The 12,845-nt window shown below is 70.6% G+C and carries 16 protein-coding genes; 8 read left to right on the top strand and 8 right to left on the bottom strand.

The window, feature by feature from the left end:
• The first annotated feature begins 29 nt into the window (after positions 1–29).
• Positions 30–1,280 (top strand): cellulase family glycosylhydrolase, encoded by a 1,251-nt coding sequence (locus tag ACJ8AN_RS09700; protein WP_407754991.1) that lies wholly within the window; start codon positions 30–32, stop codon positions 1,278–1,280.
• A 128-nt stretch (positions 1,281–1,408) separates the two neighbouring features.
• Positions 1,409–2,773 carry a hypothetical protein gene (locus ACJ8AN_RS09695; RefSeq protein WP_407754990.1) on the top strand — a complete coding sequence of 455 codons (1,365 nt, stop codon included), beginning with the start codon at positions 1,409–1,411 and terminating at the stop codon, positions 2,771–2,773.
• A 13-nt stretch (positions 2,774–2,786) separates the two neighbouring features.
• On the opposite strand, the gene ACJ8AN_RS09690 is transcribed toward ACJ8AN_RS09695, so the two are convergent.
• Positions 2,787–4,040 (bottom strand): Hsp70 family protein, encoded by a 1,254-nt coding sequence (locus tag ACJ8AN_RS09690; RefSeq protein ID WP_407754989.1) that lies wholly within the window; start codon positions 4,038–4,040, stop codon positions 2,787–2,789.
• A gap of 197 nt (positions 4,041–4,237) precedes the next feature.
• Between ACJ8AN_RS09690 and ACJ8AN_RS09685 the strand changes: the two genes are divergently transcribed.
• The 4 genes from ACJ8AN_RS09685 (at position 4,238) to ACJ8AN_RS09670 (ending at position 6,005) form a co-directional block, all read left to right on the top strand.
• Complete coding sequence (locus ACJ8AN_RS09685) at positions 4,238–4,963, top strand: hemerythrin domain-containing protein (protein ID WP_407754988.1); 726 nt, start codon at positions 4,238–4,240, stop codon at positions 4,961–4,963.
• Positions 4,964–5,053: 90 nt separating this feature from the next.
• Positions 5,054–5,311, top strand: coding sequence for a hypothetical protein (locus tag ACJ8AN_RS09680; protein ID WP_407754987.1), 258 nt, complete (start codon positions 5,054–5,056; stop codon positions 5,309–5,311).
• A gap of 13 nt (positions 5,312–5,324) precedes the next feature.
• On the top strand, positions 5,325–5,777 hold the full coding sequence (merB, locus tag ACJ8AN_RS09675) for an organomercurial lyase (protein ID WP_407754986.1): 453 nt from the start codon (positions 5,325–5,327) through the stop codon (positions 5,775–5,777).
• 33 nt (positions 5,778–5,810) lie between these two features.
• Positions 5,811–6,005: a hypothetical protein gene (locus tag ACJ8AN_RS09670; RefSeq protein ID WP_407754985.1), complete on the top strand. Its 195-nt coding sequence runs from the start codon at positions 5,811–5,813 to the stop codon at positions 6,003–6,005.
• 4 nt (positions 6,006–6,009) lie between these two features.
• Here ACJ8AN_RS09670 and ACJ8AN_RS09665 read toward each other — a convergent pair whose 3' ends face one another.
• The 3 genes from ACJ8AN_RS09665 to ACJ8AN_RS09655 all read right to left on the bottom strand — a co-directional run bounded on the left by ACJ8AN_RS09665 (position 6,010) and on the right by ACJ8AN_RS09655 (position 8,020).
• Positions 6,010–6,900, bottom strand: coding sequence for a CHAD domain-containing protein (locus ACJ8AN_RS09665; protein ID WP_407754984.1), 891 nt, complete (start codon positions 6,898–6,900; stop codon positions 6,010–6,012).
• 12 nt (positions 6,901–6,912) lie between these two features.
• Positions 6,913–7,461 (bottom strand): inorganic diphosphatase, encoded by a 549-nt coding sequence (locus ACJ8AN_RS09660; protein ID WP_407754983.1) that lies wholly within the window; start codon positions 7,459–7,461, stop codon positions 6,913–6,915.
• Positions 7,462–7,543: 82 nt separating this feature from the next.
• Positions 7,544–8,020 carry a hypothetical protein gene (locus tag ACJ8AN_RS09655; protein WP_407754982.1) on the bottom strand — a complete coding sequence of 159 codons (477 nt, stop codon included), beginning with the start codon at positions 8,018–8,020 and terminating at the stop codon, positions 7,544–7,546.
• A gap of 126 nt (positions 8,021–8,146) precedes the next feature.
• Here ACJ8AN_RS09655 and ACJ8AN_RS09650 point away from each other — a divergent pair, with 126 nt between their 5' ends.
• Both ACJ8AN_RS09650 and ACJ8AN_RS09645 read left to right on the top strand, forming a co-directional pair.
• The gene (locus tag ACJ8AN_RS09650; RefSeq protein ID WP_407754981.1) at positions 8,147–8,458 is read left to right on the top strand and encodes a hypothetical protein; all 312 of its coding nucleotides are present in this window, start codon (positions 8,147–8,149) and stop codon (positions 8,456–8,458) included.
• A gap of 178 nt (positions 8,459–8,636) precedes the next feature.
• Positions 8,637–9,065 carry an SRPBCC domain-containing protein gene (locus ACJ8AN_RS09645; RefSeq protein WP_407754980.1) on the top strand — a complete coding sequence of 143 codons (429 nt, stop codon included), beginning with the start codon at positions 8,637–8,639 and terminating at the stop codon, positions 9,063–9,065.
• Positions 9,066–9,072: 7 nt separating this feature from the next.
• Here the strand turns inward: ACJ8AN_RS09645 and ACJ8AN_RS09640 are convergent, their stop codons facing one another.
• The 4 genes from ACJ8AN_RS09640 to dps form a co-directional block, all read right to left on the bottom strand.
• Positions 9,073–10,539, bottom strand: a complete 1,467-nt coding sequence (locus tag ACJ8AN_RS09640) for a protein adenylyltransferase SelO (RefSeq protein ID WP_407754979.1) — start codon at positions 10,537–10,539, stop codon at positions 9,073–9,075.
• Positions 10,540–10,602: 63 nt separating this feature from the next.
• The gene (locus ACJ8AN_RS09635) at positions 10,603–11,229 is read right to left on the bottom strand and encodes a glutathione S-transferase N-terminal domain-containing protein (protein WP_407754978.1); all 627 of its coding nucleotides are present in this window, start codon (positions 11,227–11,229) and stop codon (positions 10,603–10,605) included.
• A complete protein-coding gene (locus ACJ8AN_RS09630) occupies positions 11,226–12,089 on the bottom strand; it encodes an SDR family oxidoreductase (RefSeq protein WP_407754977.1) in 864 nt (287 codons plus the stop codon). Before ACJ8AN_RS09630 ends, ACJ8AN_RS09635 begins: the two co-directional genes overlap by 4 nt.
• Positions 12,090–12,182: 93 nt before the next feature.
• Complete coding sequence (gene dps / locus ACJ8AN_RS09625; RefSeq protein ID WP_407754976.1) at positions 12,183–12,734, bottom strand: DNA starvation/stationary phase protection protein Dps; 552 nt, start codon at positions 12,732–12,734, stop codon at positions 12,183–12,185.
• Positions 12,735–12,845: the final 111 nt, after the last annotated feature.

The raw sequence follows: 12,845 nt of genomic DNA, 5'->3' as shown, positions 1-12,845 counted from the left end.
GCATGGGGCCCTGCCGCCGCGAGCCGGATATGCGTACCCCTGTCCTGTCGGTGTGGCTGCTCACGGTGATGGCCTGGGGCCTGGCGGCCTGTGGCGAGGACTCGCTGGAGGTGCTCCAGGAGGAGGCCTCGGACTGTCCGGAGCTGCCCGCGATGCGGCTGGGCGCGGCGCCCCCGGCGGCCGTGGTGCTCAACGCGTACTACCTCCAGGAGGACGCCGCGCGGGCCCTGCGCCGGGGCCAGTCCGAGGCCCCCACGGTGGAGGAGACGTTCGCCAAGGCCTCGGCGCTCGGGGCGTGGGCGGTGCGCACCAATGGCTACAACGACGCGGCCGACAAGCGGGGGGACACGGCCCTCCAGGTGGCGCCGTTGCAGTACGACGAGCTGTCCCTGCGGGGGTTGGACCTGGTGCTCACGCGGGCCGCCGCGTACGGGGTGAAGCTCGTCCTTCCCCTGGGCAACTATTGGGACGCCTATGGCGGGGCGCGGCGCTACGTGGAGTGGGCGGGGCTGCCCGCGCCGGTGGAAGGCGACCCGCGCTTCTTCACCGAGCGCGCCGTCATCGAGCACTACAAGGCGCACATCGCCCGGTTGCTCTCGCGGGTGAATACCTTCGATGGGCTGCGCTATGGCGAGCACCCGGCGGTGCTGGCCTGGGAGCTGCTCAACGAGCCGCGGGGCAAGGGCCTGGATGCGGAGGGCGCGGCGATGCGTGCCTGGGTGGACGAGGTGGCCGCGGTGGTGAAGCAGTACGCGCCCGGGCACCTGGTGGGCACGGGGGAGGAGGGCTTCGACACCTCGCCGGAGGGCTATGACACGCGCTTCTGGCGCGGCGCGGCCTCGCACTCCTTCTACGAGGGGGGCAGCAGCTTCCGCCGCAACACGGCCTCGCCCCTGGTGGACTTCGCCAGCGTGCACTTCTACCCGGAGGCCTACGGGGTGGAGCGCGAGGCCACGGCCCGGGCGGGCGCGCACTGGTTCTCCGAGCACGCCGCGCTCGCTCGGAATGTGGGAAAGCCGCTCTTCATTGGCGAGTTCGCCCTGCGCAACCGGGAGGGTTTCTCACTGGACGAGCGGCGCGCGCTGTACCGGGGCTGGTTGCGCTGTGCGTGGCGCACCGGCGCGGGCGCCAGCGCCCCGTGGATGTTCGCCAATGATGGCCGGCCCGACGAGTGGGACGGCTTCACCTTCTATTTCCGCGACGGCACCGTGCCGGCGGACCCGCGCAATCGCTATGCGGACCTCGTCCTCGAGGCCGCGGCGCTCGCTGGCCAGCGGTGACAGTCTTTCGCACGTCCCTCTTGCATCCCCACCCCTGAAATGGAATGAGCGGTTTCGGGGGTTGTCAGGAAAGACTGGGATGGCCAGTTTTTCCGCAGTGGGGGCTTTTCATGCGGAAGGACAGCGGAATGAGCATTCCAGCCAGGATTGCCGCGTGGGCATGTATCGGGTCGCTGGGGTTTGGGGCGCAGGCGCGCGCCGGGGACATGGCGGCGGAGGCGAGGCGCCGGCCGGTTCAGCTCCAGCAGACGACCTGTGCCGCGGAAGAGCCCTGTGAGCTGGGAAGTCCCGAGCGCCGGCAGTTGGCGGGGGACGTCGCCGAGTACACCTACCAGGTGCGGGTGGGGCTGGGCGCCCATGACGTCCTCACCCTGCACCGGGTGGTGCGCGAGCCCACCGCGGGCACACCGCTGCGTACGTCCAGGTCGGTGTTCCTCGTGCACGGGGACGTGTGGGGCTTCCGCAACGCCTTCCTGGCCGGTGCCTCGAGCCCGGCGGTGGACTCGAAGCACTCCCTCGCCCTCTTCCTGGCGCGGCATGGCGTGGACGTGTGGGGCCTGGACGAGCGGTGGGTGCACGTGCCGGCGGACACGACGGACTTCTCCTTCATGAAGGACTGGAACCTGGGGCTGCACGCGCGGGACGTGGGCACCGGGCTGGCGCTGGCGCGGGCGGCGCGCGCGCTCAATGGCAATGGCGTGGGGAAGATGACGTTGCTGGGGTGGAGCCGTGGGGCGACCGTCTCCTACGCGTACCTCAACGCGGAGACGCAGCTGCCGCCGGAGCTGCGCCAGGTGAGCGGCTTCATCCCCGTGGACATGCCCTACAAGCTTGCCCCGGACGCCACGACGGAGCGCACCGCCGCGTGCACCGCGTATGCGGCCCTGGCGCAGCTCCAGGCCTCGGGGCAGTACGAGGGAGGCCAGCTGGGGGTGCTCCTCCAGTCCCTGGGGATGCTCGCGCTGGCGCAGCCGGATGAGGCCTCGCCCATTCCCCCGTTGCAGGGGCTCACCAACAAGCAGGGCGCGCTCCTGTTCGGCGGAGCCACCTACACTCTTCAGCAGCCGCCCGTCATTCCCTTCTACCACTGGGCCGGCGCGCAGCTCAGCGGCCCCCTTCCCACCAGCCTGAAGTGGATGGGCGCGAGCTTCTTCTTCGAGAACATGACGCAGGCCTCGCCCTACCAGAGCATCGGGGAGCAGGTGGACACGCTGGCCATGTGGTGCGGGACGCAGGACGTGCCGTACGACGACCACCTGCGCGAGGTGATGGTGCCGGTGTTCTACGTGGGGGCCGCGGGCGGGACGGGCACCTACGGCCTGCACAGCCTGTCGCTGCTGGGCAGCACGGACCAGAGCTCGCTGGTGGTGAGCGGCGGTACGGGCGGCATGCTGCCCCGCGCGGAGGAGTACGGCCACGCGGACCTGTTCCTGGCGAACGACGCCGAGGAGCGGGTGTGGACGCCCATCCTCGACTGGGTGCAGCGCCACTGAGGCGCGGCGGGCTTCAGAGGGACGCCGCGGCCCGGCCGAGGCCCTCGGCCACGGAGGTGAAGGCATCCCGGGTGCGCACGCGCTCCTCGCCGAAGCGCTCGGCGTAGAGCCGGCGCACGGCGGGAATCTGCGACGAGCCACCGGTGAGGAAGACGGCGTCCACGTCGCCCGCGCCCTCGCAGCGCTTGAGCAGTCCCTCGGTCACCTCGCGCAGCTCCTGGAGCAGGGGCGCGGAGGCGGCCTCGAATCCGGCGCGGGTGATGGGCTCGTGCAGGTGGATGCGGGCCTCCTCGAAGTCGAGCGTGGTTTCCTCCTTCGACGACAGCTCCACCTTGACGGCCTCGATGGCGCGGAAGAGCCGGTAGCCGAGGTTGTCCATGACCAGGTCGTAGAGGGCCTCGGCCTCGGCGGGCTTGTCGCTGGAGTCGAGCATGAGCTCGAGCAGCTCCTGGGTGGCCTTCTCGCGGATGAAGGACATTTCATGCCAGGAGAGCAGCTTGGACATGACGTGCTGGGGCACGGGCAGACGCTTGTCGCTGAAGCCGCGGACCTTGTAGGTGGAGCCGGCGCCGAAGCGGGGCAGGAGCGTGTGGCGCATGATTTCGGCGTCGAAGCGGTCCCCGCCGATGCGCACGCCGGTGGAGCCCACGACGTCGGGGCGCCGGTCCGGGTTGCCGCGGCGCGAGGGCCCCAGGCGCATGAGGGTGAGGTCGGTGGTACCGGCGCCGAAGTCGGCCACGAGCACGAGCTCGTCGCGGGTGAGCTGCGCCTCGTAGGAGAGCGCGGCGGCGATGGGCTCGATGAGGAACTCCACCCGGGTGAAGCCGGCGATTTCGGCGGCGCGGCGCAGGCGCTGCTCGGCGAGGGCATCGGCCTCGGGGTCGGGGGAGAAGAGGGCGGGGCGGCCGAGGACGAGGGCCTCGGGGGCGCCGCCGGCGTGGGGAGCGGCGGCCTCGCGGACGCGGCGCAGCAGGAGGGCGACGAGGTCCTCGATGAGCCAGGTGCGGCCGCGAATCTGGGTGGCGCGGAAGGAGGAGGAGTGGAGGAAGGACTTCACCGATTGGATGAAGCGGCCGAAGGGGTCCTCGAGGTAGCGGGAGATGGCGGTGGCGCCGGTGTAGACCTCTTTTTCGTCCTCGGGGAAGAAGATGACGGAGCGGTAGAGGCGGGGGTCGCTGTAGCCGGGGGAGATGGGGAGGACGGTCCCGTCGGGGAGGGCGATGGCGGTATTGCTGGTTCCGAAGTCGAGTCCGCAGGCGGGAGGCATGGGGGGCGGACGTCTACTACAACTCCCCCCCCTCTCCCACCGGGAGCGGGACGGGGTGAGGGTATCGAGTGAACACGGGTTGAACCTCGGGCCGCGAGCCCGTGAACCAAGGTCCACTGGTTCACGGAGCATGGCCCCTCGGTCTGGGTCCCATCCCCGTGGTTCGGCAGGCTGTGGCGCTCTCGCTGGAGGTGCACATGTCTGGGAACAGCCGCCGCCGCCAATTCCTCTCGGTAACCGTGCTCGCGGGAGCGGGCCTGGTGTGGAGTGGCAGCGCGGGAGCGGCGCCGCCAGCGCAAGGCAAGGACAAGGACAAGGACAAGAAGGAGAAGTCCGGGCCGGCGGAGGTCAACGCCACGGAGGACCTGATGCGCGAGCACGGAGTCATCCGCCGCACGCTGCTCGTCTACGAGGCCTGTGCGAGCCAGCTGGGCACGGGGAGCCCGCCGAAAGCGGACGCCATCGGCGGGGCGGCGAACCTCATCCGCCGCTTCGCGGAGAGCTACCATGAGCGGCTCGAGGAGGAGCAGGTCTTCCCGAGGCTGGAGAAGGCGGGGAAGCAGGGAGAGCTCATCCGGGTGCTGAGGGAGCAGCACGCGGCGGGGCGCAAGCTCACCGAGGGGATTCTGAAGTCGGCCACGGCCGAGGCGCTGCGGGACGAGGGGAAGCGGCGGGCGCTGGCGGCCTCGCTCCAGGCGTTCGTGCGCATGTACCAGCCGCACGCGGCGCGCGAGGACACGGAGCTCTTCCCCGCGTTCCATGCGCTCTACACCGAGGCGGAGTTCGACGAGCTGGGCGAGCGCTTCGAGGAGCGGGAGCACCAACTGCTCGGCAGCGGCGGCTTCGAGGGCGCGGTGGCGGAGGTGGTCCAGCTGGAGAAGGCGGTGGGCATCCACGACCTGGCGGCGTTCACCGCGCGCTGAGGTCACCTGTTGCACGGAGCCCGGCCTGGCGGGTTGGGGGCCGGGCCCCGGGTGCGGCATGATGCGGAATCCTCACGCGGAGGTGTCCCGATGAAGACGCTGCTCGCCGTGCTCCAGCTCACCGTGCTCGCGCAGGTGCCCGCGCGGGACTCGGAGAAGACGGCCCCGACGCCCCCGGCCGAGAAGAAGCGGGTGACGGTCATCGAGTTCGATGACGACGCCATGGGCTTCGAGCTGTTCGATTCCGAGTGCTTCCCGGATTGGGAGCGCCCTGTCCGGAGGCGGCCGCTGGTGCGGATCCGCGAGGACTTCGCCGACAAGGTGATGCAGTCCGTGGCCGAGATGTAGCGAGGGGTGCCCTGTGACGGAGACGCTCGACCAGGACAGCCGCGTGCGGCTCGCGGTGTATGGCCATTTCATCGACACGGGGGCACGGCCCGGAGTGGAGGACTTGTCGCAACGGCTGGGCCTGTCGCCGGAGGCGGTCGAGGACTCCTTGCGGCGCCTCGGGAGCCAGCGCGTGCTGGTGCTCGAGGAGGGCTCCACGGACATCCGGATGGCGATGCCCTTCTCGGGGGTGCCCACGGGCTTCCGCGTGGAGACGCCGCTGGGAGGCTGGTGGGCCAACTGCGCCTGGGACGCGCTGGGCATCGCGGCGATGCTGCAGGTGACGGCGCGGGTGGAGACGCGATGCGAGGACTGTGGTGACGCGCTCACGGTGCGGGTGGAGCAGGGGCGGCTCGCGAGGAGCGAGGGCGTCATCCACTTCGCCATTCCCGCGGCGCGCTGGTGGGAAGACATCGTCTTCACCTGAGCGACGATTCTCCTCTTCCGGTCGGAAGAGCACGTGCGTCGCTGGTGCGCCTCCCGAGGCCGGGAGCCCGGGGCCATCATCTCACTGGAGCAGGGGTGGGGACTCGCCCGCGCCTGGTATTCGGACCGGCTCCAACCCGCCTGGCGCCGCAAGCCCGCGGCCGAGGTCGAGGCCGTCTTCCAGTCCTGTGGACTGAGCGGACCCTTCTGGCGGCTCACGACGCCGTGAAGCGCTAGTCCAGCAACTGGCGCAGCCCGCGGGCCAGCTTCTCGGAGTGCCAGCGTTGCAGCTCGCGGGCGGTGTGGGCGGCGCGCTCGGCCCGCTCGTCGCGCACGCGCTCCAGCAATTGGCGCGCGGCGGTGCGCTCGGGGGCGGTGCCCTCGGCGGCGAAGCCCTCGAGCAGCCCGAGCCGCACGTCCGCGTCGTGCAGCTCGCCCAGCAACTCCTGCAAGGGCACCAGGGCCTCCAGCAGGGCCTCCATCCTGCGGCGCAGGGCGGGGCGGAAGATTTCGGCCTCGTAGCGCAGCTTCTTCACCGCCTTGCGCATCTCGTGGGCGGTGAGTGCATCCGGCGCGGCCGAGTAGTCGAGCATGAGCCGCTCCAGGGAGCGCAGGCGGCGGCGCAGTTGCTTGCGGACGCGCTGGCCTCCGTAACGTCCGGGGCCCTCCAACCGCTTCGCCTCGCTCAACAGCGCGGGGACCGTCTTCTCGTCCCAGCGCTTCAGCGCCCGGCGCAGCCGCTTCTCCTTCGCGCCGAGCTGGGACTCCACGCTCGTGCGCAGGGCGTCGACACCGGCGCGCTTCGAGGGCTTCTCCTTCCGGGCCTCCTGCTTCAACCAGGCGCCCTGCACGTGCACGTCCCGCACCTCGCCGAGCGAGTCCTGGAGCTTCTTCACCTCGCGCTCCAGCGGCTCCAACCCACCGAGGGCGCGGAACACCTTCAGCGCCGCGCGCAGGCGGCGGGTGGACACGCGCATGTCGTGCACACCGTCCTCGGTGAGCCCGCCGGCGAGCGCGTCCTCCTCGTGGCGCACGTCGGCGAGCCGACTGGTGAGCAGGCGGCGGGCGGCCTCGGCGAGCCGGCTGTCGGGGCCGAGCCCGCGCATGGGCGTGGGGTGGGGCATGAGGCTTCTCTTCTAACGCCGGGCCTTCTGCTCGTGCGTGGCGGCGGCCTCCTCCACCATCCGCTCGGCGGCCTCGGGGCCTTCCCAGCCGAGAATCCGCACGTCCTTGTCCGCGAAGGCGACGGCGGCGGTGAAGAAGTGCTCCAGCTCCTCGCGCTCGCGGCGGGAGAGGTCCTTCATGGAGTGGAGGTTCTGCGCGCGCGCGGCGATGACGGGGACGACGAGCAGGCGGTCATTGCGCTCGCGGCCGGTGCCCCGCCGCTTCTTCTGGTCCACCTTCAGCACGCCGAGCGCGCGGCAGGGCAGCACCACGCCGGGGTAGGTGGACTGGTCCCAGTACACGAGGGCGTCGAGTGGGTCCCCATCCGGAGCCTCGGTGCTGGGGATGAAGCCCCAGTCGAAGGGGTAGCGCATGCCGTGCACGAGGGGCTTGGAGACGGTGAAGGCGCCGAGCTCCGGCTCGTACTTCAGCTTCACCGTGGCGCCCTGGGGCGACTCGACGACGACGTGGAAGGCGCCATCCTTGCCGCGCAGGGGAATGCGGGTGAGGTCCGTGGTCATGAGGCCGAGGCTCGGACGGGCGGTGCGCCGGGACAAGCGTCCCCGGCGGCGAGTTTCACCTCGGCGACCTTTCGCGCGGGTGTTACCCGGTGGCGGAAGCCAGGAGCGAACGCTTCGCGGCCCGCGCGGCGCCGAGGCCCCCGAGGGTGTACCAGGCCACGGTGAGGAAGGCGGTGGAGCGCCGGGCGCGGCTGGGGCGCTCGCCGAGCCCGAGATAGGGCGGGAGCACGACGGCGCCCAGGCCCGCGAGCGCGCCGAGGAAGGCGCCGCGCAGGTAGATGCGGCGGGGGCGGCCGAGGGAGACGAGCGCGTAGTAGAGGGTGTTGCTGAGGAGGTCGCCGACGAGGCTCTGCTGATACAGCACGCGGCCATGAGCGGGGCGCTTGCCGAGCCAGCGGGAGAGCTTCTTGAGGGCGCGCATGCCGAAGACGTCCATGCGCGGGGGGTGCTCGAGCACGGCGCGAGCGCCCTGGTGGACGAGCGTGAGGGAGAGGGCGCCCGCGAAGCCGGGGCCGAGCGACTGGAGGAAACCGCGAGGCTGGGAGACGAGCTCACTCATGGTGCCTCACAAGTTAGGCACCGGGAGGGCCGTGCTCCGGGCGAGGGACGCCCGCCTGACTGGTGACGGAGGGAGCGGACCGGCACGTCCGTGGCGGGGGTGGAGGGCCTTGCGCAACTTTGCCGCATGCCCGTGCTCTTGGTGCTCTTCGCGCTCTTCGCCCCGCGGCTGGTGGTGGCCGTGCTGTGGTTCTTCACCACGTGGTTCCGGGGCATGTTCGACACGCTGCTCTGGCCGATTCTGGGCTTCATCTTCCTGCCCGCGACGCTGCTCTGGTACTCGGCGGTGCAGCACTGGTTCGGCGGGCAGTGGACGCTCTGGCCGATTGTGGGGCTCGTGGTCGCGTTGATGATCGACCTGTCGCCGGCCCGGGGGCGTACCCGCTCCGAGGAGCCCCCTTCGCGCTGGAGGGGCCCACGCCGCCGCGTGCCCGCCTGAGGAGTCCCGGACAGAGAAGGGGATGACCTCGTTCGGTTGAGCCGGCGCTGGTCGCGGAGAAAGGTTTGCACCGGCTGCGGGCTCATGGTCGAGGAAGCGGTGGCCTGGGTCGAACAGCAGCGGGTACTGTGGACCTGGTGTCTCGGCGAACTGGACAATGTCCTGAAGGAGAAAAACCATGGCTGAAGTGCGTGTGACCCGTCGCTTCGACGTGTCGGCGGAGAAGGTGTTCGATGCCTGGCTCACTCCGGAGCTGGCCCGACGCTTCGCCTTCGCCACTCCCAACGGCGAGATGATCCGCTACGAGATCGATCCGCGCGTGGGCGGCAAGTTCAACTTCACCGACCGGCGGCCGGACATGGGGGATGTCGAGCACGTGGGCGAGTACCTGGAGATCGACCGCCCGCGGCGGTTGGTCTTCACCTTCGGAGTGCCGAAGTTCGACCCGGCCTTCAGCACCGTCACCCTCGAGATGACGCCCATGGCCTCCGGCTGCGAGCTCAGCCTCACCCAATCCGGCGTGCCGGAGGAGTGGAAGAACGAGGTGCCCAAGGGCTGGACGATGATTCTCGAGGGGCTCGTCGGGGTGCTGGGAGCCCGGACCTAGAGCCGGCTCAGGAGCTGCAACTCACCACGAGGTGGCGGCCCCAGGAGGGCGGAGGTTGGGCGGAGGCCTCGTGCTCGGGGTGCTCGGAGAAGGGGTCCTCGAGCAGGGCGCGCAGCCGGTCCACCTCGCGGAAGTCGCCGGCCTGGGCGCGCTCGATGGCCGTCTGCGCGAGGTGGTTGCGCAGCACGTACTTGGGATTGACCCGGTCCATCCGCGCCCGCCGCTCCGCGTCCTGGCTGCCCTCGGCCGCGAGCCGCCGCCGGTAGTCCTCCGCCCACGAGTCGAAGCCCTCGCGGTCGACGAAGTGGTCGCGCAGCGCGTCGTTGCGTGCCCCGGGCGAGGAGTCGAAGCGGCCCAGTGCGCGGAAGAAGCGCGTGTAGTCCACCTGCGTCGCGGCCATGCGGCCGAAGAGCGCCTCGATAAGGCTCCGGTCCTCCTCGCGTGACTCGCGCAGGCCGAGCTTCTCGCGCATGCGCGCGTGGAAGTGCGAGAAGAAGGTGGGCTGGTAGGCCGTGAGCGCCGAGCGCGCCTCTTCCTCGGAGAGGAGGGAGAAGAGGGCCTCGCCCAGACAGGCGAGGTTCCACAGGGCGATGCGCGGCTGTTGGCCGAAGGCATAGCGGCCGCCCTCGTCCGAGTGGTTGCAGATGAAGCCCGGGTCGAAGTCGTCGAGGAAGCCGAAGGGCCCGTAGTCCAGGGTGAGCCCGAGGATGGACATGTTGTCCGTGTTCATCACCCCGTGCGCGAAGCCCACGGCCTGCCAGTGCGCGAGCAGGCGCGCGGTGCGCTCCACCACCTCGGCGTAGAAGCGGGCGTACTTCTCCGGCGCATCGGCGAGGTGCGGGAAGTGCCGGGCAATGACGTAGTCGGCGAGCACCTTCACGTGGTCATGCTGGCCGGAGTAGTGGAAGAACTCGAAGGAGCCGAAGCGCACGTGCGAGGGGGACAGGCGCACCAGCATGGCACCCGTCTCCACCTCCTCGCGGTACACGGGCTCGCCGCTGCCCAGCACGCAGAGCGCGCGGGTGGTGGGGATGCCCAGGCCGTGCATGGCCTCGCTGCACAGGTACTCGCGGATGGCCGAGCGCAGCACCGCGCGCCCGTCCCCCATGCGCGAGTAGGGCGTGGGCCCCGAGCCCTTGAGCTGCACGTCCCACCGCTCGCCCGCGCTGTTGAGCGCCTCGCCCAGCAGCAGCGCGCGCCCGTCGCCGAGCCGGGGCACGTACACGCCGAACTGGTGGCCCGCGTACACCATGGCGAAGGGGGCCATGCCGGGCAACAACCGCGCGCCGCCGAAGGCCAGGAGGAACTCGGGGCGGCGGGCCTCCGAGGGCTCCAGGTCCAACAGGCGCAGGGCACCCGGGCTCACGCTCACCAGCCGGGCATCCGGGAAGGGCGACGGGGCGAGGGACACCCCGAAGCTGGCGGGCAGGCGGGCGTAGCTGTTGTCGAAACGGAGCTGCTCGAGCGTGGCCATGACAGGAGGGAACAACCGGGGGCGCGGAATCACTCCGCGCCCCTCGGGTGACGGCGGACGGGGCTACTTGGACTCGGGCACCTTCATGCCGCGCTGCACGGCCGGACGCGCGCCCACGGTGTCCAGCCACCGCCGCACGTGGGGCACCGGCTGCATCATCTCCGGGTAGAGCTGCGCGGTGCCCGCCAGCCACGGGTACGTGGCGATGTCCGCCACCGAGTACGTGGGCGCGAGGAACTCGTGCTGGGCCAGGTGCTTGTCCATCACGCCCAGCAGGCGCGCGGACTCCTGGGAGTAGCGCTCAATGGCATACGGAATCTGCTCCTTGGCGAAGCGCTTGAAGTGGTTGAGCTGTCCCAGCATCGGCCCGATGCCGCTCATCTGGAACATCAACCACTGCACCGCCTCGGTGCGCCCGCCCACGTCCAGGGGCAGCAGCTTGCCCGTCTTCTCCGCGAGGTAGAGCAGGATGGCGCCGGACTCGAAGACGGAGAGGGGCTTCCCGCCCGGACCCTGGGGGTCGACGATGGCCGGAATCTTGTTGTTGGGGTTGATGGCGAGGAACCCGGGCTTGAACTGGTCGCCCTGGGTGATGTCCACCACGTGGACGTTGTAGGGCAGTGCCAGCTCCTCCAACGCGATGGACACCTTGCGCCCGTTGGGCGTGGTGAACGTGTACAGGTCGATCATTTCCCCACCCCCGTCAGCTCGGCGCTCTTCTGCCACAGCTTCTCGGCGGCGGCGGCGTCCTGCGCGGCCTTGGACTCCTTGGCCACCCTGCTCTTGGCGAAGTATTTGCCGCTCACGCCCTCCACCTCGGGCGAGGAGGCCAGGTACACCGAGGTGCGCGCGCCGCCCGCGGCCGAGAGCATGAAGGGCGCGGCGAGCTTCACCAGGTGCTTGAAGAAGCCCTCGGAGTTGAGGCCGAAGCCGGTGCGCACCACGCCGGGGTGGAGGCTGTTGGTGGTGATCTTCGTGCCCTCGAGCCGCCGCTGCAGGCCGCGGGTGAAGAGGATGTTGGCCAGCTTCGAGTTGCCGTAGACCGTCATGCCGCTGTAGCCACCGCGCTCGGCCTGGAGGTCGTCGAGGAAGCCGAGCGAGCCGATGCGGTGGGCGTCGGAGGAGACGTTCACCACGCGCGCCGCGCCGCTGGACGTGAGCAGCTCCAGCAGCAGGTTCGTCAGCAGGAAGTGCGCGAGGTGGTTGGTGGCGAAGGTGGCCTCGAAGCCGTCGGCCGTCATCTTGCGCCGGTCGATGATGAGGCCCGCGTTGTTGAGGAGCACGTCCAGCCGCGAGTACTTCGCCTGGAAGTCCCCGGCGAGCTTGCGCACCGAGGCCAGCGAGGTGAGGTCGGCGAGCATCAAGTCCAACTTCGCGTCGGGGACGGTGCGGCGCACCTCGGCGAGCGCGGCTTCCCCGCGGCCCGGGTCACGTCCCGACAGCACCACCGTGGCACCCTGTGCGGCGAGCGCCCGGGCCGACTCCAGCCCGATGCCCGACGTGGCTCCAGTGATGAGACACACCTTGCCCTGCATGTTTGCCGGCGTCATCCGGTAAGGCCCTCCAGAGGTTCTCGGAAATGAGGGCCCTGTATAATCCGGCGGAGGGCCCGCGCGCATCCAGGCGAGCGGGCCGGGCGGGGCTCAGGCGCTGGGGCCGGGGGTGCGCTCCTCGTGGATGATGGGGGGCGAGCTCTCGTCGCGCGCCGTGGCATCCGAGCCATACAGGTGGCTCTCGAGGAACCACAGGTCCTGCTCCACCTCGCCGAGGATGCGGGTGAGGAGGTCCGTGGTGACGGGGTCGTCGGCCTCATCGCAGCGTTGGATGCCCGCGCGGACGACGGAGGCGTAGTTGGCGACGCGGTCCACGAGGACGCGCACGTGGTCATCGCCGTTGACGGCGCTCAGGTCGTACTCCTCGAGCTCACTGTTCTTGGCGGCCAGGCGGATGGTGCCCTGGGCATAGCCGCCGAGGTTGCCGGCGCGCTCGGCGAAGTCATCGGCGTGCTTGCGCACGTGGTCGGCGACGGTGTCGAAGAGCTCGTGGCGGCTGATGAAGTCCCGGCCACGGATGTTCCAGTGGGCCTGCTTCACCTGCCAGTGCAGGTCGATGGCGGTGGCCAGGCAGGTGTTGAGCAGCTCGACGAGCTCCTCACGGGCCTCGCGTGGAAGATTGATGTGGCTGGGAAACTTCATGGGCATAAGTCCCTCGTCGTGGTCCGCCCGGTGGAGCGGTCGCAGGTCTCCTGGGAGACGGTGGGGACGGAGCCGGTCCACGCCAACCCGGCGCAGGCCCGCCTGGAGGGC

This window comes from Archangium sp. (genome assembly GCF_045802675.1).
GTDB lineage: Bacteria > Myxococcota > Myxococcia > Myxococcales > Myxococcaceae > Archangium.
Note: the sequence above shows the minus strand (reverse complement) of the source record. Positions and strands in the feature narration are given on the sequence as shown.